We start from the raw sequence: 22889 nt of genomic DNA on the forward strand, positions 1-22889 counted from the left end.
CTGAACCAATGGCCATCAACCACCTTGCTCCCGAAAAGACCGAGCAATTCGCCGACAACATCGTGGGCTTCGCACGCGCGCTGCGTGCGGCCGGCCTGCCGGTCGGGCCGGGCGCTGTCATCGATGCCATGAGCGCGCTGCAGGTGATCGACATCGGCAGCCGATCCGACGTCTTCACCACGCTGGAGGCGATCTTCGTCAAGCGCCATGAGCATGCGCTGATCTTCAAGCAGGCTTTCAACCTGTTCTTCCGCGCCTCGGAAGAATGGAAGCACATGCTGGATTCGGTGCCGCTGCCGGACGAGGCCAAGAAGAAGCCCCAGGCCGGCGCCCGCCGCGTCCAGGAGGCGATGGCGCAGCCTCGCATGACCGAGACGCCGCAGCACCAGGAGCAGGATCTGCGCCTGTCGGTCTCCGACAAGGAGATCCTGCAGAAGAAGGATTTTGCGCAGATGAGCGCGGCGGAGATCGCCGAGGCGCTCCGTGCCATCGAGCGGATGAGGTTGCCGCAGGCCGAGCTCTTGACGCGCCGGCGCCGGCCCGATGCGCGCGGCCTGCGCCTCGACCTCCGCCGGACGTTGCGCGCCTCCTTGCGCACCGGTGGCGACATCATCGACATCCATCGCCTCGGACGGATCGAGAAGCCGGCGCCGATCGTGGCGCTGCTCGACATCTCGGGCTCGATGAGCGAGTACACCCGCCTGTTCCTGCATTTCCTGCATGCCATCACGGATGCGCGCAAGCGCGTCTCGGTATTCCTGTTCGGCACACGCCTCACCAATGTGAGCCGCGCGCTCCGCCAGCGCGACCCGGACGAGGCGCTGGCGAGCTGCTCGGCCTCGGTCGAGGACTGGGCCGGCGGCACCCGCATCTCGGCCTCGTTGCACAACTTCAACAAATTGTGGGCACGGCGGGTGCTGAGCCAGGGCGCCATCGTGCTCCTGATCTCCGACGGGCTGGAACGGGAGGCCGATTCCAAGCTCGCCTTCGAGATGGACCGGCTGCACCGGTCCTGCCGGCGGCTGATCTGGCTGAACCCGCTGCTGCGGTTTGGCGGCTTCGAGGCCAAGGCGCAGGGCATCAAAATGATGCTGCCCCACGTTGACGAATTCCGGCCCGTGCATAATTTGAGTTCGATCCAGGAGCTGATCACGACGCTCTCCCAGCCGCTGCCGCCGCATCACCGCAGCCTGATCCGCTCCGCAGCTTGAGAGGCCAGCCATGCTCGATCGCGACGAGGACATCCTGAAGGCGGCGGAGGACTGGCAGAAGGCCGGTCGTGGCGTTGCGCTGGCGACGGTCGTCGAAACCTGGGGCTCGGCGCCGCGCCCGGCGGGCTCGAGCCTCGTCATCAACGACGAGGGCACGTTCCTAGGGTCGGTCTCCGGCGGCTGCGTCGAGGGCGCGGTGGTGACCGAGGCCATGGATGTGATCCAGAGCGGCAAGCCGAAGATGCTGGAGTTCGGCGTCGCCGACGAGACCGCCTGGAACGTCGGGCTGTCCTGCGGCGGCACCATCCGCGTCTTCGTCGAGAAGGTCGGCTAGCCGTGAAGCTCGACATCCTGCACGAGCTCAATGCCGAGCGCGCCGCGCGCCGGCCGGTCATCCTGGTGACCGACACCGAGAGTGGGGACCAGCGGCTGGTGAAGGCGAAGGATTTTGCCAAGGATCCGCTGCGGGCCGAGCTGGAGAAGCAGCTTCGCATGGGCAAGAGCGCCAGTGTCGAGGCCGGCGGCAAGAAGCTGTTCCTCAACGTCTACGCGCCGACGGCAAAGCTCGTCATCATCGGCGCGGTCCATATCAGCCAAGCGCTGGCGCCGCTGGCGCGCTCGCTCGGTTATGACGTCACCGTCGTTGATCCCCGAACGGCCTTTGCGAGCCCCGAGCGCTTTCCCGACATTCCACTCATCGCCGAATGGCCCGACACGGCGCTGCCGCCGCTCAACGTCGATGCCTACACCGCCTTCGTCGCGGTGACTCACGATCCCAAGATCGACGATCCCGCGCTGCTGCACGCCTTCGAGCGCAATTGCTTCTACATCGGCGCGCTCGGCTCGCGGAAGACGCATGCCAAGCGCGGCGACCGGCTGCGGGCGCAGGGCGCCAAGGAAAGCGACATCGCGCGCATCCACGCGCCCATCGGGCTAGCGATCGGCGCGGTCTCGCCGTCCGAGATCGCGGTGGCGATCATGGCCGAGATCACGGCCGTGCTTCGGCTGCCTCCCAAGGAAAAAGAAGAAGCGGCATGAAGTTCGGCCCGGCGAGCCCCAAGGATGCAATTGGCGGGGTGACCGTCCACACCCTGCGCCAGGGATCGCTGGTGCTGAAGAAGGGCACGACGATCGGACCTGCCGAGGTCGAGGCGCTGGAGCGCGCCGGCATCAAGGACATCGTCGTGGTGCGCATGGAGGCGGGCGACGTCTCCGAGGACGTTGCCGCCGCCAGCATCGCGCTCGCCATCGGCGGCGAGGGCATCCATGTCGAGCGCGCTTTCACCGGCCGTGCCAATCTGTTCGCCGCGCGAGCGGGCGTGCTGGTGATCGATCGCGCCGCGGTCGACCGCATCAACAACATCGACGAAGCCATCACCTTTGCCACGCTCGCCGCCTACAAGCCGGTGGTCGAGGGCGAGATGGTCGGAACCGTCAAGATCATCCCGTTCGGCGTCGAGGCGAGTTTGCGCGATGCCGCGGTGAAGGCGGCGGGCAAGGACGTGCTGAAGGTCGCGCCTTACGTGATCAAGCGCGTCGGCGTGGTCTCGACGCTGCTGCCGGGCCTGTCCACCAAGGTGATCGACAAGACGCTGCGCGTCACTGCCGAACGGCTGGCGCCAGCCGGCGCCAGCATCATCGCCGAGCGCCGGGTCCCGCACGAGGAGCAGGCGCTGTCGGCCGCGATCAAGGAATTGCTCGGCCTCGGCGCCGAGCTCGTGATCGTGTTCGGTGCATCCGCGATCGCTGACCGCCGCGACGTGATTCCGGCGGCCGTCACCGGAATCGGCGGCGAGATCGAGCATTTCGGCATGCCGGTCGACCCCGGAAATCTCCTGCTGATCGCCCGCGCCGAGGAGGTGCCGGTGCTGGGCGCGCCGGGCTGCGCGCGCTCGCCGGTCGAGAACGGTTTTGACTGGGTCTTGATGCGGCTTCTCGCCGGCATCAAGGTGACCCGCTCCGAGCTGATGGGCATGGGCGTCGGCGGCCTCTTGATGGAGATCGTGACGCGGCCGCAGCCGCGCGCCAAGCCGGAGACCGAGGGCAACAGCCAGGTCGCGGCCATCGTGCTCGCGGCGGGCCGCTCGACCCGGATGGGCGGGCCGAACAAGCTGCTCGCCGAGCTCGACGGCAAGAAGCTGGTGCGCCTCGCGACCGAGCAGGCGCTGGCCTCTAGGGCATCCGAGGTGATCGTCGTCACCGGCCATCAGGCCGAGCTCGTCGAGCAGGCGCTACAAGGCCTGAAGGTGACATTCGTCCGCAATCCGGACTTCGCCGGCGGCATCGCCAGTTCGGTGAAGGCCGGCATCGTCGCCGTTCCCGAGACCTGCGATGGCGCCGTCGTGTGTCTCGGCGACATGCCGCTGATCGACGCCGGCCTGATCGACAGCCTGATCGACAGTTTCGCGCCCGACCGCGGCAATCTCATCGTCGTTCCCGTCAGCGAGGGCCGCCGCGGCAACCCGGTGCTGTGGTCGCGCCGCTTCTTCAAGGAGTTGATGACGCTCGACGGCGACATCGGCGCGCGGCATCTGATCGCCAAGCACACCGAGGCGGTCGCCGAAGTGCCCGTGGACGGCGAGAGCGCCTTCCTCGACATCGACACGCCGCAGGCGCTGGAGGCGGCACGGCGGGGCTGAAGGTTCGTAGGGCGGATTAGCCGAAGGCGTAATCCGCCGCTGTGTTTCTCCGCGGAAACAAAAGAGGCGGATTACGCTTCGCTAATCCGCCCTACGGGACTACGGCATCCTCCAAGCCTGCCGATTTCAACCACCCGTTCACCATCTGGAAACGACCGCCGCTTAGAGTTGCCGCCACCTGCCTTGGGGGGAGGGGTTTTTCCATGGCTTCGAACGTCGTCGCGCGCCGTTGCGCGATGTTTTTCCTTGCGCTGTCCGTTTTTGCATCCGGCGCGCGCCATATGACAGAAGCCCAGGCCGCCGGCGCTTTCGCGGTCGGCAAGTGCGGCGCTTATGGCCAGGCCTATGATTATGGCCACGAGGACGAGGCCCGCGCCGCCGCGCAGAAGCAGTGCAAGGGCGATTGCACCACCATGACGATGAAGCGCGCCTGCGCTGCGATGTCGGTCGATATGACCAATCCCTGCGGCGCCTACGGCTATGCCGTCAAGCCGAATATTTCCGCCTCGCTCAACGCCGCTACGCGCGAATGCTACAAATACGGCGGCAAGGAATGCGTGATCCGCGCCTGGGCCTGTGACGCCAAGGGGTGATTTTCTCTTGCTGTCGTGATCGGGCGTTGCGTAGCATCGCCTAGGGAATGACAGTGGAAGGCATACATGCAGTTCGACACCAAGATCGCGGTCGTGATCCGTACCGATCTTCAGGCCTGGCAGAAGCTGAACGTAGCCTCCTTCCTCACCAGCGGCATCGCCGCGGCCTTTCCGGAATGCATCGGCGAAGCCTATGAGGACGCCTCGGGCACGAAGTATCATGCACTGATCGGCCAACCGATCCTGATCTATGGCGCCGACGGTCCGGCGCTGTCGCGCGCGCTGGACCGCGCGCTCGCCCGCAACGTCAAGGCGGCGGTCTATACCGAAGACATGTTCAAGACGACACATGATGGCGCCAACCGCGAGGCGGTGAGGGCGGTTGCGCGTAGCGACCTCAATCTCGTCGGCATTGCGATGCGCGCCGAGCGGAAGGTGATCGACAAGATCGTCGACGGTCTCAAGTTCCATAGCTGACAGATCGAGAGCACCGCGCGGCGTCATCGGGGTGTCATGATGGACCCGCCATTGCGCAAACATTGTGCTTTTTGACTCTCCTCAAGGGTGCGCCAGGCGGCGTCGCTATTCTGCTTCACAAAGCACAAGGAGCAGACCGATGCCGACCATGAAAGCCGCAATCGTCAAGCAATTCGGCAAGCCGCTGGTGATCGAGGACGTGCCGGTGCCGCAGCCCGGTCCGGGCGAGGTTCTGGTCAAGGTCAAGGCCTGCGGCGTCTGTCACACCGATCTGCACGCCGCCTCCGGCGACTGGCCGGTGAAGCCGGTGCCGCCCTTCATCCCCGGCCATGAAGCCGCCGGCATCGTCGCCGCGCTCGGGCCCGGCGTGAAGAATCTGAAAGTCGGCGATGCCGTCGGCGTCGCATGGCTGCACGACGCCTGCATGTCGTGCGAATATTGCGAGACCGGCTGGGAGACGCTGTGCGAGCACCAGCACAACACCGGCTACAGCGTCAACGGCGGCTTTGCCGAATATGTCATCGCTTCGGCCGCGTTCGCCGCCAAGCTGCCGGCGACGATCGATTTCGCGGCCATCGCGCCGATCCTCTGCGCTGGGGTCACCACCTACAAGGGATTGAAGGAAACCGAGGCCAAGCCCGGCGAGTGGGTCGTGATCTCCGGAATCGGCGGGCTCGGCCATGTCGCGATCCAATACGCCAAGGCGATGGGGCTGAAGGTCGCCGCGGTTGATATCGCCGAGGACAAGTTGGAGCTGGCGCGTGAAACCGGTGCCGATCTCGCGGTCAACGCGCTGGCGGATGGTGCAGTGGAGAAGGTGCTGACGGCGAGTGGGGGAGGCGCGCATGGCGTGCTGGTGACGGCGGTGTCGACTGCTGCATTCGCTCAGGCGCTCAAGATGGTGCGTCGCAAGGGCACTGTCAGCCTCGTCGGCCTGCCGCCGGGCGAATTCCCGACACCGATCTTCGACGTCGTGCTCAAGCGCATCACCGTGCGCGGCTCCATCGTCGGCACGAGGCGTGACCTCGACGAAGCCATCGCGTTCGCCGCCGACGGCAAGGTCAAGGCCGAGGTGACCAAGGTGCCGCTCGCAGCGATCAACGACGTCTTCGACCGGATGAGGGCCGGCAAGATCGACGGTCGCATGGTGCTGGATTTTGGCTAAAGCGTTTTCGAGCGAAGTGGACACCGGTTCGCGTTAAGAAAACGCGTCAAAACAAGAATCTGGCGCTTTACCCTGGCGGCATGCCGTCGAACTTCACCAGGCCAGGGTCGAGAGGATCCCACTCATGGCCGCGCGCGGCGAAGGTCACCGCCTGCGGCCTGTAACGGGCGGGCTCGTCGAGGCTTGCCGCCCGGATCGTGAACACGTCAGGCTGCGCCGCGAAGGTCATGTAGACAGCTACGCCGCATTGTGTGCAGAAGCCGCGGGTCTTCACCTTGCCGTTGTCGGCGACCATGTCCCAGTGCCTGGCATCGCCCGTCAGCGTGACGCCGGCGCGCGCGAAGGTCGCGTACGAGCCATGGCCGCTGCCGCTTTCCCGCTGGCAGTCGCGGCATTGGCAGTGATTGCTGAAGAGGGGCTCCCCTTCAATCGAATAGCGGATCGCGCCGCAGGCGCAGCCGCCGGTATAGGGCTTCTCCATCGCAATATCTCCCACTCAACCTTCGCCGCTGATCTCGTCGAGCTTGCGAACGACCTTCTTCCAGCCGCCGCTCATCACCGTGTAGGCCGACTCGTTCCTGGGCAGGACGAAGCCCGCATGCACGAGGCGGATCCGCGTGCCGGCTTCGACCGGGGTGAGGGACCAGGTCACGACGGTGTCGAGCGGGGCGCCATAGCCGGTGTTGCGCTCGTCGCCGCCTTTCCAGGCGTAGACGAGGCGGCTGAAAGCCACGACCTCCAGAACCCGGCAATGGATCACGCCGTCCCAGTTGCCCCCCGGGGTGGTCTGGAAGGTGAAGGCCTTGCCTTCGACGGCTTCGAAGCCGGTCGGCTGCATCAGCCAGCGCCCGATCAGCTGTCCGCTGGTCAGCGCCTTCCAGATCGTCTGGGCTGTGTGAGGGAAGACCTCGTCGATGACGATGTCTCTTGTGTCGGCTTTCAACGCGGCAGCACTCACGGGTCGATCTCCTTCAAGAGGTCACGCAGGTTCCGGAAACGCTCGCGCCAGAAGACGCCGTAATGGTCCATCCAGGTGACCAGCGGCTCGAGTCCCTGCGGCGCGGCGCGGTAATAGACGTTGCGGCCCTCGGCGCGCTCGGCGACGAGGCCCGCTTGCTTCAACGATTTCAGGTGTTGCGAGACGGCTCCTTGCGTGACGCCGCTGCCGCGCGTCAGCTCGGCGACGCTGATCTCTTTGCTCTCGAACACACGCTCGAACACGGCGCGGCGGGTCGGATCGGCAAGGGCGCGCATCACGGTGGTGACGGGGTTTGGGGTGGCTTCGATCATGCCATCAAATTAGCGGATACTAATGCATTAGTCAACACTAATCCGTCTGGACAGTCGCCGCCCCCGCGCGCTCTTGACTATGACTGACCAGTCAGTCATATATATCGAATGACGAAGAAGCCGACCAAAGCCGCCTTGCCCTCCGCCGCTCCCACCGGAGCGAACGACCCTGGGACTGCTGGCCCCGATGCAGCGCCTGCCTCGAACCGCGCCTCGCGTGCGGCGGAGCGGCGTGCGGCGATCGTAGAGGCGGCGATGGAGGAGTTCATCGCGCGCGGCTTTGCCGCCACCAGGCTCGACGACATCGCCAAGCGCGCCGGCGTCGCCAAGGGCACGATCTACCTGCACTTCAAGGACAAGGAATCGATGTTCGAGGAGCTGGTGCGCATCGTCATCGTTCCCGTGGTCGCACGGCTGACCACGCTGCCGCCGCCGGCAGGCTCGGTGCGCGACCTCATCGAGACGTTCGCCGGCAACTTCCTGAAGGAGGTGATCGGCACGAGACGGGGCGATCTGGTGCGTCTGATCGTGGCGGAGGGGCCGCGCTTTCCGTCCGTCGCCGACTTCTACTACCGCGAGGTGGTCTCGCGCGGGATCACTGCCATGCGCGCGCTGATCGAGCTCGGCATCGCCCGCGGCGAGATCCGGCAGAAGGACCTCGCGCGCTATCCACAGATCCTGGTCGCGCCCGCGATGATCGCCGTGATCTGGCAGAGCCTGTTTGCGCGGCATGCGCCGCTCGACGCGCAGGAGATGCTGCGCGTTCATCTCGATTTGATTTTTGGCGAACGGAGGACGACATGAGGTCGTCGCAAGTGATTTCTTTCTTGGCATTGGTCCTTGTGCTCGCAACCGGGCTTGCCGGGTGCAAGGAGAAGCGCGATCCCGGCTTCCAGGGCTGGGTCGAGGCCGACATGATCTTCGTCAGTCCGGACGAAGCCGGGCGCGTCACCAAGCTCAATGTCCGCGAAGGCGACGAGGTCAAGGTCGGCGATCACCTCTATTCCGTCGATGACGATCTCCAGCTTGCCGACCTCAACCAGCAGAAGGCGACGCTTGCGAATGCGCAGCAGACCTATGACCGTGCGGCGTCGCTAAACAAGACCGGTTCGGGCACGCAGGCCAATCTCGATTCCGCCGTGTCCGCCTTGCGCGTCGCGGAGGCGCGGGTGGCGACCTCGGAGACGCGGATGGCGCGGCGCAAGGGCTTTGCGCCAGTCGCCGGCACCATCCAGCAGATCTATTTCCGCGAAGGCGAGATGGTGGCGGCGCAGCGGCCGGTGCTCTCGATCATGCCGCCCGGCAACATGAAGCTGCGCTTCTTCGTGCCGGAGACCGAGCTGCCGAAGCTCGCGATTGGCGACACGGTGCGTGTCTCCTGTGACAATTGCGCCGCCGACCTCACCGCGAAGATCTACTTCATCGCGACCTCGGCCGAATACACGCCGCCCGTCATCTACAGCCTCGAAGAGCGCAACAAGCTGGTCTATCTGATCCAGGCGCGACCCTCGCGGCCCGATGCCTTGCGCGTCGGACAGCCGATCGACATCCACCTCAATCCCAAAACTCCTGAGACCAAGACACCGGTGGCGGACAAGCGATGAGCAACGGCAACGGCATCGCAATCGACGTCAAGGGCCTGACCAAGTCATTCGGCGGCCGCGAGGTCGTGCACGATCTGTCGATGCAGGTGAAGCGCGGCTCGATCTACGGCTTCCTCGGTCCCAACGGCTCGGGCAAGACCACCACCATCCGCATCCTCTGCGGCCTGCTGACGCCCGACAGCGGCGAGGGCACCTGCCTCGGCTACGACATCCGCCGCGATGCCGAGAAGATCAAGCGCCAGGTCGGCTACATGACCCAGCGCTTCAGCCTGTACCAGGACCTCTCGGTGCGCGAGAACCTCGAATTCGTGGCGCGGCTCTATGGCCTCGCTGACGCGCGCGGCGCCGCGCGCGACATGATCAAGCGGCTCGGGCTCTCGGGGCGGGAGGAGCAGCTCGCCGGCGAGCTCTCGGGCGGCTGGAAGCAGCGGCTGGCGCTCGGGGCCTGCACGCTGCCCAATCCACAATTGTTGCTGCTGGACGAGCCGACCGCCGGCGTCGATCCCAAGGCGCGGCGCGATTTCTGGAACGAGATCCATGCGCTGGCCGCCGAGGGCCTCACGGTGCTGGTCTCGACCCATTACATGGACGAGGCCGAGCGCTGCCACGAGATCGCCTACATCGCATACGGCTATCTGCTGGCGCACGGCACGGTGGAGGAGGTCATCGCGAAATCCGCGCTGACGACCTACACCGTCACGGGCGACGACCTGAACGAGCTTGGCGCGGCGCTCACGGGCAAGCCCGGCATCGACATGGTGGCGCCGTTCGGCACCTCGCTGCATGTTTCCGGCCGCGACGTCCCGGCGCTCGAAGCCAGCATCGCGCCCTGGCGCGAGAGAGGCGGCCTGCACTGGCAGAAGTCCAAGCCCTCGCTCGAAGACGTGTTCATCGAGCTGATGGGACGCTCCAAGGACAATTTCCAATGAGCGCGGTAGAACATCCCGAACCACGGCGCGAAATCCGCGAGCGTTTCGGTTTCCTGCGGCGCTCCTACGCGATGCTGGTCAAGGAGTTCATCCAGCTGAGGCGCGACCGCGTCTCGTTCGCGATGATCGTGATGCTGCCGGTGATGCAGCTGATGCTGTTCGGCTATGCCATCAACACCACGCCGCGTCATCTGCCGAGCGCGGTGCTGCTCCAGGAGGATTCCGATCTCGCCCGCTCGGTGCTGAAGGCGCTGGAGAACACCAAATATTTCCGCTTCCTCTACGAGGTTCACGACGTCGACGATTTCGACAACCTCTTGAAGTCCGGCAAGGTGCTGTTCGGGGTCGAGATCCCGCGCGGCTTCGAGCGGGCGGTGCGGCGCGGCGACAGGCCGGCGCTGCTGGTCGCGGCCGACGCCACCGATCCGGTCGCCGCAAGCGCTGCGCTCGGCTCGCTCGGCATGATCGTGCAGACCGCGCTCGCGCACGATCTCTATATCGGCGAGCCCCCGGAGATGCCGTTCGAGATCCGCGCCCACGCCCGCTACAATCCGGCCGCGAATTCCAGCCTCAATATCGTGCCAGGCCTCGTCGGCACCATCCTCACCATGACCATGCTGATCTTCACCGCGCTCTCGGTCACGCGCGAGGTCGAACGCGGCACCATGGAGAGCCTGTTGTCGATGCCGATCAAGCCGATCGAGGTGATGTTCGGCAAGATCGTGCCCTACGTGCTGGTCGGCTTCGTCCAGGCCTTCCTGATCATCAGCATCGGTGTCGGCCTGTTCGGCGTGCCCGTGCTCGGCAATCTCGTCCTGCTGGCGCTGCTGTCGACGCTGTTCATCACCACCAATCTGGCGGTCGGCTACACCATCTCGACGCTGGTTCAGAACCAGCTCCAGGCCATGCAGATGTCGATGATGTTCTTCCTGCCGAGCATTCTGCTCTCCGGCTTCATGTTCCCGTTCGCAGGCATGCCGGCCTGGGCGCAATATCTCGGCGAATGCCTGCCGCTGACCCATTATTTGCGGATCGTCCGCGCCATCATGCTGAAGGGCGCGACCATGGAGAATTTGCGCTTCGATACGCTGGCACTGGCGGCCCTGATGCTGCTCGCCATGACCGTCGCGGTGACGCGCTTCCGCCGCACGCTGGATTGAGGCACAATACCCCGGAATCGAGGGGCGGGATGGCCAAGTTTGCGAGCAGGAAAGCGCGGCAGCATGCCGTCTTGTCGGAGGACTTCGAGCGCGAGCTGACGCGGGAGGTGCTGCGCACCGAGCTGTTGCGGGTCCGGGCGCTGATTGCGACCGGCTGCGTCATGACGCTGTTCCTCACCGCAATCTATCTGATCGACCCCGCCGTGGTGAACCGGGTCTGGCGCGGCACCGAAGGGCTCGCCGAAGTCTACGGCCTGCTCGTCGGGTTCATTTTGTTCGAGGCCTGGGTCCACACCCAGATCAGGAAGAACCTCCGCCTCGACCGCGACGTGCCGGTGGCCAGGCGCTATATCGGCACGCTGATCGAGACGTCGCTGCCAACCGTGATCCTCATCCTGCAGATCCGGTCCATGGGCGCGACCCAGGCCCTCGGCTTCGCCGTGCCGCTGATGTATTTCATTTTCGTCATCCTCTCGACGCTGCGGCTCGATTTCTGGCTCTCGACCTTCACCGGCTTCGTCGCTGCTGCCGAGCTGTTCGTGGTCGCACGGGTCTACGATCCCTCGAGCAGCGTCGGCGAGCCCCAGCTCTATTTTCACGCGGTGCGCAGCGCCATCATCCTGATCTGCGGCGTGCTCGCCGGCGCCGTCGGCGCGCAATTGCGCCGGCAGTTCGCCGCGAGCATCGCGGCCGCCACCGCGCGTGACCGGGTCACCAATCTGTTCGGCCAGCACGTCTCGCCGCAGGTGGTGGAGCGGCTGATGACGGCGGGAACGGGCGCTAGCGGCGACGTCCGCCGTGTCGCGGTGATGTTCGTCGATTTCCGCGGCTTCACGGCCGGTGCGCAGTCGCGCAGTCCGCAGGAGGTGGTCGACCGGCTCGACGGCGCCTTCGCCGTCCTGGTCGACATTCTCGACCGCCAGGGCGGCATCGTGAACAAGTTTCTCGGTGACGGTTTCCTCGCGCTGTTCGGCGCGCCGCTGGAAGCATCCGATGCCGCGCACCGCGCGGTCGCCGCCGGCCGCGAGATGCTGAGGGCCATGGACCGCATCAACGCTGAGAGCAGCTGGCCGCTGCGGATCGGCATTGGCATCCATTTCGGCGAGGTCGTCGCCGGCAATATCGGCTCGCCCCGGCGCAAGGAATACACGGTCATCGGCGATACCGTGAACTTCGCCTCGCGGCTCGAGGCGCTGAACAAGGATTTCGGCTCGCAGCTCTTGATCTCGGCGTCCGTGCGCGAGGCGCTGGGAGCCGACGGCAGCGATGCCGTCGCGCTCGGCGAGGTCGAAGTGCGCGGCTACGAGCAGAAAGTACCGGTGTTTCAGCTGGGGTAATGTGCATCACACATCGGTGCGCGCAGTTCTCTTTCATGCAAGCGATTGCTCCGATTGCACTCAATTTTGGGGCATGACGAGCGATGTTTTCGGCTTGTAGAGTGCTGCGCGATGCGGCCGGTCGCGGCCGCGACTTGCATGGGGAAGTGACGATGCAGCGCCGCTACATCACCGTCGACGTGTTCACCGACCGCGCCTTCGGCGGCAACCAGCTCGCTGTGGTGCTCGATGCCGGCGGGCTGACGACGCAGCAGATGCAGGCGATCGCGACCGAGTTCAATTATTCCGAGACCACTTTCGTGCTGCCGCCGCGCGACAGGGCCAACGACGCCGAGGTGCGCATCTTCACGCCGGTGCAGGAGATCGCCTTTGCGGGCCATCCCAATGTCGGCACCGCCTTCGTGCTGGCCTCGATGGCGAAGGAGCCGAAGCCACGCCTGCTGTTCGAGGAGAAGGCCGGATTGGTTCCGGTCGAGATCGTGCGAGAGCAGGGCAGGGTGATCAGAACCGAGCTCACCGCGCCGCAGCCGCTGCAGCGGCTCTCAACGCTGTCGACAGCGGAAGCCGCGAGCTGCATCTCGCTCGTTGCCGACGACATCAAGACCGACAATCACGAGCCACAGGTCGTCACCGTCGGAAACGCGTTTCTGGTGATGGAGCTGCATTCGCGTGAGGCGCTGAAGCGGGCCCGGCCCGATGCTGCGGCCTTTGGCAAGGTCTTGCCGCGCGACGGTGCCCGCTCGGTGTGGTTCTATACGCGCGATGTGCCGGCGGCGGAGGCGCCTTGCGAGCGACAGGCGCGCATGTTCATGCGCGGTGCCAGCGGCCTCGTCGAGGATCCCGCCACCGGCAGCGCCACGGTTGCCGCCGCCGCGCTGTTCGCCGATCTCGATCCCGCGAGCGACGGCGAGCTCAAGCTCACACTCGGCCAGGGTTTTGACATGGGTCGTCCAAGCATCCTCTCGACCCGCGTACGCAAGCAGGACGGCAAAATTGTATCCGCTCACGTCGGCGGCGCTTGCGTGCAGATGATGGAGGGGACGTTCCGGCTGGCGGGGGAGGGGTAACTTGTCATTCCGGGGCGCGCGTAGCGCGAACCCGGAATCCATCTAGCCGCAGTGTTGGTGGAGGAATGGATTCTCAGGTGCGCAATTGCGCACCCTAGCTCGCGCTACGCGCCCCGGAATGACGGCGACAACTACACCTGCCGCCCCGCCAAATTCTTTACCGCAACCCCATCGCGCTCCTCGATGATCTCCGCGATCATCTGGCGGTGGCAGTGGGTGTGGTCGCGCTCGTAGCAGAGCAGGCACACCGGGCCGGCCTTTTTCACCAGCGCAGAAAGCTCGTCCATCTCTTCCCTCGCCTGCGGCGTCTTCAGGTGCTTGGAGAAGATCTTCTCCAGCACGTCGTATTGACCGCTACGGGCGGCGAGGCGGCCTTCCTTCGGCGTGCCGAGCGCGGCGAGATGGACATAGCCGATGCCGCGCTCGTCGAGGCCCGCCGAAAGCTGCCTCTTGGAAAAGCCCGGCCGACGCGACGACGTCACCGCGCGCACGTCGACCACGAGCTTGACGCCGGCCTGTTCCAGCTCGTCCAGCACGGCCTTCGGCGGCGTCTGCTCATAGCCGATGGTGAAGAGCTTCTTCGCCTTTGCCATGGGACCCTCAACTCACCCGTGCGATCAGTTCCATGGCGCCGTGCGGTGCGCGCACCTTGCCCTCGTGGATGACGTAAGCGAACACGTCGCGCGGCTCCTTTTTTGGCTTGGCCTTGTCGACCTTCGGAAGGTCGTCAGGTTCGCCGCCGGAAGCCCAGGCTTGGAAGCGCTCGGCCCAGGCATCGAGCTGCTTTGGCGGATAGCAGGTCTTGATCTCGTCATCGCCCTTCTGCAGCCGCGCATAGACGAAATCGCCGGCGACATCTGCGATGGCGGGATATTTGCCGTGCTCGGCGAAAACCACGGGCGTCTCGAACTCGCGGATCAGCGCCACGAAGTCCGGCGTGCAGAAGCTGTCATGGCGCACTTCCACGACATGGCGCAGCGCGCGCCCCTCGAGCTTGCGCGGCAACAGCTCCAGGAACTTGCCGAAATCGGCGCCATCGAACTTCTTCGTCGGCGCAAACTGCCACAGCACCGGCCCGAGATGATCGCCGAGTTCCAGCACGCCGGAATCGTAGAACCGCTTGACGGAATCACCGGCCTCGGCGAGCACGCGGCGGTTGGTCGCGAAGCGCGGTCCCTTCACCGAGAACACGAAACCGTCAGGCACCTCGCTCGCCCATTTGCGAAAGCTCTCCGGCTTCTGCGAGCCGTAATAGGTGCCGTTGATCTCGATCGAGGTCAGCTTCGAGGCGGCATAGGACAGCTCCTTCGCCTGCGCCAGCTTCTCCGGATAGAACACGCCGCGCCAGGGCTCGAAGGTCCAGCCGCCGATACCGATGAAGATGTTGCCGGATTTTTTGGACGCAGTTTTTGCTTTGGCCACGGGAGGATCTCGCATCGACGGGGAGGGATCTCATCCTAATCAAACCAGATGTGATTGGCCAGTTGGCCGGTCCGGTCTAAGCTCGCGACGGGCCCGCGAAGAAGGAGAACAAGATGCGGATGCTGCTGGTGGGGGGCGCACTCGTCATGATGACATCTGCTGCCATGACAAGTTCTGCCGTGGCGGATGACGACGACACGAAGGGCGCGCAGAAGCTCGCTCAGCAGGGCCGCGACGACTATTGGCATTGCCTCGCGCGGGAATATTCGCGCGAGTCCAATCAGGGCCTGTCGGAGCAGGATTTCGGCCGCTCGGTTGCGGGAGCCTGTCCATCGGAGCGGCAATATTACCGGGTGACGCTGCTCGATTATCTCACCACGCAATATCCTGATATCGATGCCGGCGCTCATCTCGCCACCGCGAACAGAGCGGTGGAGGCGGCGCAGAAGGACATCGTGATGGCCTTCGTCAAGCACCGGCCGCCCCAGAAGTAGGGGAGTGGCGAATGGCGAATAGGGCGACAAGGCAGGCCATGCTCATTCGCCATTCGCGATTCGCTATTCGCTATTCGCCCTGGGCCTTCCAGTCGCGCGCTCATCCATGGTATCAGTGAGCCCGTCTGGAGCAGGAACTTGCATGTCGTCTGAGTCGGTGGGTGGCATTCTGGGGGCGATCGTCGCGGCGGTCGTCCTTGCGGTTGCCGTCGTGTTCGGGCCGATCGGCCAGTACGGCAAGCCGCCCAAGCCGGCGAAGGCCGAGCCGGCGGCGGCGGCACCCGCAGCCCCGGTCGCGCCCGCGCCGCGCGGGCCGGTCATCCGGGAAGTGCCCAACCAATAGGGTTTGAAAATCGGATTTCCGCCCCTTGCGGAACGCTTTTGCCATTCCCATCTAGCTTCTAACGGCGACGTTGAGCGTAAAGACCTCCGTCGCTGGAACGACCTTGGAATAGCTTAAGGCTTGCGCCGGATGTACGCGCGGCCCGCCGTTCCGGGGTCGTTGGCATTTTAGGCCCCTTTTCGGCCCTTCCCCAGACCCCCGGCTTGGCAGCGCAGGATGCGGCGGATATACGCTGCCGTCATGAACGAAGCGATCAGACCGGGCATCGACAACCAAGCCCACGAGGGGCCGGAACTGTCGGTCATCGTCCCAACTTTCAACGAGCGCGACAACGTCACCGTGCTGTACCGGCGCCTCGAGGCGACGCTCGCCAACGTCGTCTGGGAAGTCGTGTTCGTCGACGACAATTCGCCCGACGGCACCTGGGATGTCGTGCGTGAGCTGGCGCAGCGCGACAGCCGCGTGCGCTGCGTCCGCCGCATCGGCCGCCGCGGCCTGTCGGGCGCCTGCATCGAGGGCATCCTTGCCTCCAGCGCGCCCTATGTGGCCGTGATCGATGCCGACCTCCAGCATGACGAGACCCAGCTGCCCAAGATGCTGCTCTTGCTCGCGAGCGATCAGGCCGACCTCGTCGTCGGCAGCCGCTACATCGAGGGCTACAAGAGCGAAGGCTTCAACAGGCAGCGCGCTGGCGCCAGCGCGCTCGCGACCGAGGTCGCCAAGAAGATGCTGCGGGTCGAGATTGCCGACCCCATGAGCGGCTTCTTCATGATCCGCCGCGACCGCTTCGAGCAGCTCGCGCCAAAACTCTCCGTGCACGGCTTCAAGATCCTGCTCGACATCGTCGCGACCGCGCATGGCAGCTTGCGGGCGGTCGAGATTCCCTACACCTTCGGCGCCCGCCAGCACGGCGAGAGCAAGCTCGATTCCATGGTCGCGCTCGACTTCCTTGGTCTCGTCTTCGCCAAGCTGACCAACGACATCGTCTCGCTGCGCTTCATCCTGTTCGCGATGGTTGGCGGCATCGGCCTCGTGGTGCACCTGACCACGCTGTTCATCGCGCTTCGCCTGTTCAACGTGCCGTTCCCGGAGGCGCAGGCCGCCGGCGCCATCGTCGCCATGACCAGTAATTTCATCCTCAACAATTTCCTCACCTATCGCGACCAGCGGCTGAAGGGCTTTGCGCTGCTGCGCGGCCTGATCGCCTTCTACATCGTGTGCAGCGTCGGCCTGCTCGCCAATGTCGGCGTCGCCTTCTCGGTCTACGACCAGGAGCCGATCTGGTGGCTGGCCGGCCTGGCCGGCGCGTTGATGGGCGTGGTGTGGAACTACGCGATGTCCGGACTGTTCGTCTGGCGCAAGAAATAGCGCGTGATGGGCGGGGCCGACGCGCGGATCGTCCGCAACACCGCGCTGCTGATTGTCGCGCTGGTGGGATTGCGGCTCGTCGCAGCCGCCTTCACGCCGATCACGTTCGACGAAGCCTATTACTGGATGTGGTCGAAGAGCCTCGCCGGGGGCTATTACGACCATCCGCCCATGGTCGCCTATGTGATCCGCGCCGGCACCATGATCGCGGGCGATACCGAGCTCGGCGTCCGCCTCGTCTCGATCCTGCTCGCGCTGCCGATGAGCTATGCGGTCTATCGCTCCGCCGCAATTCTGTTCGGCGGGGTGCGTGTGGCCGCGACCAGCGCCATCCTGCTCAACGTGACGCTGCTGGCTTCCGTCGGCACGCTGATCGTCACGCCCGATGCGCCGCTGCTGGTCGCCTCCAGCTTCGTGCTGTTCTTTCTCGCCAAGGTGCTGGAGACCGGACGCGGCGCCTGGTGGCTCGCGGTCGGCGCCGCCGTCGGCGCGGCGCTATTGTCGAAATACACCGCGATGTTCTTTGGCGCCGCGATCCTGATCTGGCTCGCTTGCGTGCCGAAGCTGCGGCGCTGGTTCCTCTCGCCCTGGCCCTATCTCGGCGGCCTCGTGGCGCTGGCACTGTTCTCGCCGGTGATCCTCTGGAACGCCGACCATCAATGGGTCTCGTTCGCAAAGCAGCTCGGCCGTGCCAAGATCGAGGACTTCCGCCCGGTCTTCATCGCCGAGCTGATCCCGACCCAGATCGCGTTCGCAACCCCGCTGGTCTTCATCCTCGGCGCCATGGGCCTGCATGCGCTGACCTGGCAGCGCGCCGGCGCGCTGGCCTCGCGCGTGCTGATCGAGACGATGTTCTGGACCATCGTCGCCTATTTCGTCTGGCATTCGCTGCATGCGCGCGTCGAGGCCAACTGGTTCGCGCCGGTGTATCCGCCGTTCGTCATTGCCGCGGCCGCCGCGGCCAATCTTGCGCAATGGAAGCCGCGTCAGCGGCGCCTCGTCGACGTTTGCCTGCGCTGGGCCGCGCCTGTGGGCATCGTCATGTTTGCCGCCTTGATCGTGCAGGCCAATACCGGCTGGTTGTCCGGATATCGCCGCGATGCCACCGTGCGCAGTGTCGGTGTCGGCTGGCGCGAGCTCGCGGCCGGAATCGAAGCGGTGCGCGCGCGCAGTGGCGCCACCTGCGTGCTGGCGCAGGATTACGGCACCACGAGCTGGCTCGCATTCTATCTGCCGCGCGGCACTTGCGTCGCGCAGCAAAATCAGCGCATCCGCTGGATCAACATGGCGGAGCCCGATCCCAAGCTGCTCGCCGGCAAGCTGCTCTATGTCGACGAGCTGCGCGCCGACGGTCATCCCACCCTCAATGCTCTCTTTGCAAAGGTGACGCAGGTGGCGCAATTGCAGCGCAAGCGCGGGCCGCTCGTGATCGAGACCTACGGCATCGACCTGCTGGAAGTCGCCAAGGGCGAGGTGCTGGACCGTTCGCCGCCGCCGGAAGCGCGCTAAAGCGCGATGCGATTAGGATGAATCATCGTCGCGCTTTAGGTTTTCCGGATCATCTCTAGCGGCTTAATCGATCATCTCGGCCTTGTCAGCATCCTGTCCCGGCCCATCGCGATCGCGCCAGAACCAGACAGTCACGACGCCGGAACGGCCGCGGACCCGGGCGAGCAGGGGGCCGGACAGAACGCCGTCGGGCGCGCCCTGGAAGTCGGCCGCATCCAGCAGCGTGTCGCTCAGCGCAAGGCGCGCATCGTTCTGGGCGGCAATCTCCATCAGCCGGCTTGCGACGTTGACGGTGTCGCCCGTCGCCGTGATGTGCTGATGGCTTTCGCCGAGTCGCGAGGCGACGATCGGGCCGCAATGCGCGCCGATCTTGTAGCCAAGCTGACCTGCGATCGCCGGCGGCAGCGAGGCGATCCAGCGTGCGAGGCCGCGATGCAGATCGACCGCACATTTCAGCGCGCGCGCCGAATCGTCGGGCATCGCGCGCGGCAGCCCGAACAGGATCATGGCGCCGTCGCCGAGAAAGCCCGTGATCATGCCGCCGCAATCGATCGCGATCCGGTCGATCAGCGCATGAAACGCCTTCAGAATATCCGTGAGCTCGTCCGGATCGATCCGCTCGCTCAAACCGGTGAAACCGGAGAGATCGACGAACACCACGGCTGCATCCTGCCGCACCGGCTTCGACAGGAAGTTCGGATCTCGCGAGAGCCAATCCCGCAGCGCCGGAGCCTGGAATTGCGCAAGCGACCTGCTCTTAGCGGCGAAATATTGCGTGCGGCGGCCTCCGGCCCACAGCTGCACGCCGGCAAAGACCGCAACCGGCGGCACGGCGGCGGCGAGCGTGGTCGCGGCGTTCAGCCAGACGCCGTGCGTGAACGCGAACAGGTTGAGCCCGGCCCAGGCGATCATCACCGCGGCCGCCGCCATGGTGCCGAGTGCGATGCGCCGCCAGGCGAGCAGGCCGACCAGCAGCACCGGCAGCAGGATCGCCGTGAGCGCGTCGGCAATGCGGACGCGGTGGTCACGCAGGATGGCGTCGCCGGCGACGAGATGCGTGATTGCGGTCGAGACCACCTCGACGCCGGGCATCAGGGAATCGAACGGCGTCGGATAGAAGTCGCCGCCGCCGGCGACGGAGGCGCCGATCACGACGATCCGGTTCTCGATGGCCGCGCGATCGAGCGTGCCGTCGAAGATGCTCTGTGCGCTGACGGTACGGATGGTGCGGCGCGGGCCGTAATAGGTGATCGGCAATGCCAGATTGCTGTCGGTCGGCACCACGCGATCGCCGAGCATGAGATGGCCCGGCGCGACGGTCAGCGGCTCGTCGAGCGCGCGCGCCGCAACGCGCAACGGAAACGACAGCTCGACCTTGTCGCGGGTCCGGAACAGCATCGGCACCGAGAGCGGCGAGCCCGATTGCCCGGTCGCGACGTTGACGATGCCGACCTCGGCGTGATCGGCGAATGCGGGCAATGGCTGCAGAAAGCGCTCGGCCTCCGGCAGCACGGCCAGCGGACCTTCGCTGCTGGGTGACACGGTTTCGCTGGCCGAGGGGAAGATCGCGGCGGCGGCGAGCACCATGCGGCCGGTGGCCAATGTGTTGGCCAGCGTCGCATCGCCGATCGCGGCGCTGCGGTCGACCAGCAGCAGGTCGATCGCCACGACCTTCGGCTTAAACTGCACGATGGTATCGACCACGCGGGCAAGATCGGCGCGCGGCAGTGGATAGGTGCCGCCGCGCTTCACGACGGTGTCGTCGATCGCAACGATGGTGACGAAATCCGGCGGACGCCGCACGCCGCGCGCCTGCGTTCGCCAATCCGTCAACGTGGCTTCGAGGCGGTCTAGAAAGCGCAGATGGCCGTGGGCGTGCGTGGCATAGATGCCCGCGCCCCACACCGCGGTGAGGACGAGTGCCACCAGGATCTGAACGCGTCGGCTGCGCATGCGGTCTTGCAATCGTATAATCCAAATCTCATGGGCCGGGCCTTGCCGGCCCCGGCTCATTGCCCGAGTCTGGCCATGAGCGCGTCGACGCGCGGCTGGCCCCAGGTCTTGACGGTCAACGGACCGGTTGGCTCGACATCGACGCCTTCGCCGGGGCCGAGCACGACGCCGCGTCCACGAGCCCTGCGGCTCACGCCGACCCGGCCGTCTGCGACGAACACGGAAGTCTTGGCGTCGGCGGCATCGACCGCCCATTTCGTGCCGCGCACTGCGGCGATCGCTTGCGGCGTCAGCACCTTGAAGGGATTGCCGCGCGGCTTCTTGGGCACCTCGATCAGCAGCGCTTTGCTGCTCAACTCCACGGAGTCTATATGTCCGTCGCGGTTGGCGTCCTTAAGTTCAAATCTGGCGCCGTTTTCCGCAACGATGGTGATGCCGTTGTCGCAGCGCCAGGTCTGCGTCCCGGCAGCCGACGGCGATGCCGTGCAGCCCGCATTCGCCGCAGGCTGCGCAGTCGCAGATCCGATCAACAGAAACGACCCCGCCAGGGCGAAAAACCCCGCGCGCGCGATCCCTCTCATGCCAGCCTCCGTTTGCGTGCTCGGCACAGCTCAGGGCAGGATGATACGGTACCGTATCACGCGCAGAGGCTGCTGAAAAGTGCCGAAGTGGGAGCTATTTTCTCGCACCCGCGATGTCCAGAACCGAGGCGATCAACTTTCAATCACGGCGCCGTGCCGCGTGAGGTCGCCCGGCGCGACATAAGCATGCAACATTCCCGCGCGGCCGACGAGGCCAATCCGACGTGTCGTCCACCAGCCTCGCGCAACGCTGGCGCGTTACGTTCGGGGGCAGTGGAGGGCCACGAAAATGACGTTCTCAAGTGCGTCATGGATGTGGGCGCAGACGTCCGAGAGTCTGGTGAACCGGCCGAGAATTATAGTTAACAGACCCGACTAAGTCCGTAGTTCTGCGGGCTTTTTCTCAAAACGGGACAGCGTTAACGAGTTGTCGCAGATCCGCCCGAACTTAATCCGCATTTAACTAAAAGTCGCCTTAATGACGCTCCGACCCTCTGCGAGATGCTGTTCCCGGATCGTGACCAGCGGCACTTCGAAGGGGGACTGAGTGACACCGTCCTGGACGCAAGGCGAATGAGTACGAGTATCGCTGCGCAGAGTAACGCGGCACGGAAGTCCAAGAATTTCTCGAAGAATAATTCGCGGAAATCTTCCCGGAAAATGACCACGACCAATTGGCTTGGCGCCGCGGCGATCGGCTGCGCCGTGATGGGCGCCGGCTGGACCATCCACAGCAACATCTTCGGCGCGAGCGTCTATCCCTCAGTCGGCAGCGTCGGCTACGACGAGCCGGTGATCAAGCGCGCGCCCAGGGTGGCGCTGCGTGAGGCCGGCGAGGCCATCAAGGAAACCTTCGCGCTGCTGCCCGACCGCCTCCAGGTCGCAGCTCCGATCTCGCGCGAGATGTTCAACGAGCGCTTTGCCGCGGCCGCAACGCAAGGCGTGCCGTCGAGTGCCGCAAGCGCCGCACCCGCAACGCAGGTCGTTGCGGTGGCCAAAGACGCTCCGAAGCAGGGCGTGATCGCGAAGGTCGCGGAAGCGCTGAAGCCGGCAGCCAAGGGCGCCGACAACGCCGCGGACAAGACCAAGCGCGCGCCGGCTGCCCAGCTGCAACTCGCCTCGGCCGACCCGGCCGAGATCGTGCCGGCGCCCGAAGCCAAGCAAAAATCCTTCGCCGACCGTGCCAAGGCCGCGGTGATGTCGATCACCGCTCCGCGCCAGGCGATGGTGGAAAAGCTGTGGGGCAAGCGCGAAGTGTCCGGCGGGCTGCTCGCCTACGCCTCGGCCGATGCCAGCATCACTGCGTCCATCGCCCCGAAGGAGCAGAACCCGATGTTCGGCGGCGCTCCGCCTTATGAGCGGGACACCGCGGTCTACGACATCACGGCCAAGATGGTGTATCTGCCCGACGGCACCAGGCTCGAGGCGCATTCCGGCCTTGGCGCCAACCGCGACGATCCGGACTCCCGCCGCCTGCGCATGCGCGGCGTGACGCCGCCGCACATCTACACGCTGAAGCCGCGCGAGGCGCTGTTCCACGGCGTGCCGGCGCTGCGCCTGACCCCGATCGGCGGCGAGAGCGCGATCTACGGCCGCGACGGCCTGCTCGCTCACACCTTCATGCTCGGGCCGGGCGGCGATTCCAACGGCTGCGTGTCGTTCAAGGACTATTACGCGTTCCTCGACGCCTACCGCAACAAGGGCATCCGCAAGCTCGCGGTGCTGGCGCGGGTGGAGTGAGGCGAGC

At 65.6% G+C, this 22889-nt stretch carries 25 protein-coding genes; 18 read left to right on the plus strand and 7 right to left on the minus strand.

The features are described from left to right. Positions 1–8: 8 nt before the first annotated feature. The 7 genes from I6F31_RS13550 to adhP all read left to right on the plus strand — a co-directional run bounded on the left by I6F31_RS13550 (position 9) and on the right by adhP (position 6085). Entirely contained in the window at positions 9–1211 is a 1203-nt protein-coding gene (locus I6F31_RS13550; RefSeq protein WP_036027787.1) for a VWA domain-containing protein, read from the plus strand. Positions 1212–1221: 10 nt separating this feature from the next. Further along, positions 1222–1545 carry an XdhC family protein gene (locus I6F31_RS13555; protein WP_025037240.1) on the plus strand — a complete coding sequence of 108 codons (324 nt, stop codon included), beginning with the start codon at positions 1222–1224 and terminating at the stop codon, positions 1543–1545. 2 nt (positions 1546–1547) lie between these two features. After that, complete coding sequence (locus I6F31_RS13560; protein WP_225185535.1) at positions 1548–2249, plus strand: XdhC family protein; 702 nt, start codon at positions 1548–1550, stop codon at positions 2247–2249. Continuing rightward, the gene (locus I6F31_RS13565; protein WP_225185536.1) at positions 2246–3850 is read left to right on the plus strand and encodes a molybdopterin-binding/glycosyltransferase family 2 protein; all 1605 of its coding nucleotides are present in this window, start codon (positions 2246–2248) and stop codon (positions 3848–3850) included. Before I6F31_RS13560 ends, I6F31_RS13565 begins: the two co-directional genes overlap by 4 nt. Before the next feature lie 203 nt (positions 3851–4053). Beyond that, complete coding sequence (locus tag I6F31_RS13570) at positions 4054–4443, plus strand: DUF4189 domain-containing protein (protein ID WP_057029515.1); 390 nt, start codon at positions 4054–4056, stop codon at positions 4441–4443. Between the two features lie 66 nt (positions 4444–4509). Then, the gene (locus tag I6F31_RS13575; RefSeq protein ID WP_036012829.1) at positions 4510–4920 is read left to right on the plus strand and encodes a DUF2000 family protein; all 411 of its coding nucleotides are present in this window, start codon (positions 4510–4512) and stop codon (positions 4918–4920) included. A gap of 139 nt (positions 4921–5059) precedes the next feature. Next, positions 5060–6085: an alcohol dehydrogenase AdhP gene (adhP, locus tag I6F31_RS13580; RefSeq protein WP_036027781.1), complete on the plus strand. Its 1026-nt coding sequence runs from the start codon at positions 5060–5062 to the stop codon at positions 6083–6085. Positions 6086–6152: 67 nt separating this feature from the next. Here the strand turns inward: adhP and I6F31_RS13585 are convergent, their stop codons facing one another. From I6F31_RS13585 to I6F31_RS13595, 3 genes are read right to left on the minus strand one after another with little or no spacing between them, the layout of a single operon-like run. After that, entirely contained in the window at positions 6153–6566 is a 414-nt protein-coding gene (locus I6F31_RS13585) for a GFA family protein (RefSeq protein ID WP_036012827.1), read from the minus strand. Positions 6567–6581: 15 nt separating this feature from the next. Continuing rightward, on the minus strand, positions 6582–7043 hold the full coding sequence (locus I6F31_RS13590) for an SRPBCC domain-containing protein (protein ID WP_036027779.1): 462 nt from the start codon (positions 7041–7043) through the stop codon (positions 6582–6584). Further along, positions 7040–7375, minus strand: coding sequence for a metalloregulator ArsR/SmtB family transcription factor (locus tag I6F31_RS13595; RefSeq protein ID WP_036012825.1), 336 nt, complete (start codon positions 7373–7375; stop codon positions 7040–7042). Before I6F31_RS13595 ends, I6F31_RS13590 begins: the two co-directional genes overlap by 4 nt. Positions 7376–7483: 108 nt before the next feature. Between I6F31_RS13595 and I6F31_RS13600 the strand changes: the two genes are divergently transcribed. From I6F31_RS13600 to I6F31_RS13625, 6 genes are all read left to right on the plus strand, one after another. Beyond that, positions 7484–8179: a TetR/AcrR family transcriptional regulator gene (locus I6F31_RS13600; RefSeq protein ID WP_085969158.1), complete on the plus strand. Its 696-nt coding sequence runs from the start codon at positions 7484–7486 to the stop codon at positions 8177–8179. Then, positions 8176–8979, plus strand: coding sequence for an efflux RND transporter periplasmic adaptor subunit (locus I6F31_RS13605; protein WP_036027776.1), 804 nt, complete (start codon positions 8176–8178; stop codon positions 8977–8979). The genes I6F31_RS13600 and I6F31_RS13605 overlap by 4 nt, the downstream gene beginning before the upstream one ends. Beyond that, the gene (locus tag I6F31_RS13610; RefSeq protein WP_036027774.1) at positions 8976–9908 is read left to right on the plus strand and encodes an ABC transporter ATP-binding protein; all 933 of its coding nucleotides are present in this window, start codon (positions 8976–8978) and stop codon (positions 9906–9908) included. Before I6F31_RS13605 ends, I6F31_RS13610 begins: the two co-directional genes overlap by 4 nt. Beyond that, positions 9905–11068 (plus strand): ABC transporter permease, encoded by a 1164-nt coding sequence (locus I6F31_RS13615; RefSeq protein ID WP_036027772.1) that lies wholly within the window; start codon positions 9905–9907, stop codon positions 11066–11068. Before I6F31_RS13610 ends, I6F31_RS13615 begins: the two co-directional genes overlap by 4 nt. Before the next feature lie 29 nt (positions 11069–11097). Further along, positions 11098–12405: an adenylate/guanylate cyclase domain-containing protein gene (locus tag I6F31_RS13620; RefSeq protein ID WP_225132695.1), complete on the plus strand. Its 1308-nt coding sequence runs from the start codon at positions 11098–11100 to the stop codon at positions 12403–12405. 152 nt (positions 12406–12557) lie between these two features. Further along, the gene (locus I6F31_RS13625) at positions 12558–13472 is read left to right on the plus strand and encodes a PhzF family phenazine biosynthesis protein (RefSeq protein WP_225147537.1); all 915 of its coding nucleotides are present in this window, start codon (positions 12558–12560) and stop codon (positions 13470–13472) included. Positions 13473–13603: 131 nt separating this feature from the next. On the opposite strand, the gene I6F31_RS13630 is transcribed toward I6F31_RS13625, so the two are convergent. Both I6F31_RS13630 and I6F31_RS13635 read right to left on the minus strand, forming a co-directional pair. Next, positions 13604–14065 carry a DUF488 domain-containing protein gene (locus I6F31_RS13630; protein ID WP_225185537.1) on the minus strand — a complete coding sequence of 154 codons (462 nt, stop codon included), beginning with the start codon at positions 14063–14065 and terminating at the stop codon, positions 13604–13606. A 7-nt stretch (positions 14066–14072) separates the two neighbouring features. Further along, positions 14073–14909 (minus strand): DUF72 domain-containing protein, encoded by an 837-nt coding sequence (locus I6F31_RS13635; RefSeq protein ID WP_225147536.1) that lies wholly within the window; start codon positions 14907–14909, stop codon positions 14073–14075. A 98-nt stretch (positions 14910–15007) separates the two neighbouring features. Between I6F31_RS13635 and I6F31_RS13640 the strand changes: the two genes are divergently transcribed. From I6F31_RS13640 to I6F31_RS13655, 4 genes are all read left to right on the plus strand, one after another. Continuing rightward, entirely contained in the window at positions 15008–15388 is a 381-nt protein-coding gene (locus tag I6F31_RS13640; RefSeq protein WP_036012816.1) for a hypothetical protein, read from the plus strand. A 142-nt stretch (positions 15389–15530) separates the two neighbouring features. Next, positions 15531–15731, plus strand: coding sequence for a hypothetical protein (locus tag I6F31_RS13645; protein ID WP_036027765.1), 201 nt, complete (start codon positions 15531–15533; stop codon positions 15729–15731). A gap of 240 nt (positions 15732–15971) precedes the next feature. Beyond that, positions 15972–17099, plus strand: coding sequence for a glycosyltransferase family 2 protein (locus tag I6F31_RS13650; RefSeq protein WP_225124781.1), 1128 nt, complete (start codon positions 15972–15974; stop codon positions 17097–17099). A gap of 6 nt (positions 17100–17105) precedes the next feature. Then, entirely contained in the window at positions 17106–18608 is a 1503-nt protein-coding gene (locus I6F31_RS13655) for a glycosyltransferase family 39 protein (protein ID WP_225185538.1), read from the plus strand. A gap of 63 nt (positions 18609–18671) precedes the next feature. Here I6F31_RS13655 and I6F31_RS13660 read toward each other — a convergent pair whose 3' ends face one another. Together I6F31_RS13660 and I6F31_RS13665 are read right to left on the minus strand one after the other, a co-directional pair. Next, positions 18672–20561: an adenylate/guanylate cyclase domain-containing protein gene (locus I6F31_RS13660; protein ID WP_109143267.1), complete on the minus strand. Its 1890-nt coding sequence runs from the start codon at positions 20559–20561 to the stop codon at positions 18672–18674. 56 nt (positions 20562–20617) lie between these two features. Continuing rightward, positions 20618–21142: a FecR family protein gene (locus I6F31_RS13665; RefSeq protein ID WP_036012807.1), complete on the minus strand. Its 525-nt coding sequence runs from the start codon at positions 21140–21142 to the stop codon at positions 20618–20620. Positions 21143–21802: 660 nt separating this feature from the next. Between I6F31_RS13665 and I6F31_RS13670 the strand changes: the two genes are divergently transcribed. Then, entirely contained in the window at positions 21803–22882 is a 1080-nt protein-coding gene (locus I6F31_RS13670; RefSeq protein ID WP_225185539.1) for a DUF2778 domain-containing protein, read from the plus strand. Positions 22883–22889: the final 7 nt, after the last annotated feature.

The sequence above is a fragment of the Bradyrhizobium sp. NBAIM01 genome (genome assembly GCF_020194115.1).
Taxonomy (GTDB): Bacteria; Pseudomonadota; Alphaproteobacteria; order Rhizobiales; family Xanthobacteraceae; genus Bradyrhizobium; species Bradyrhizobium yuanmingense.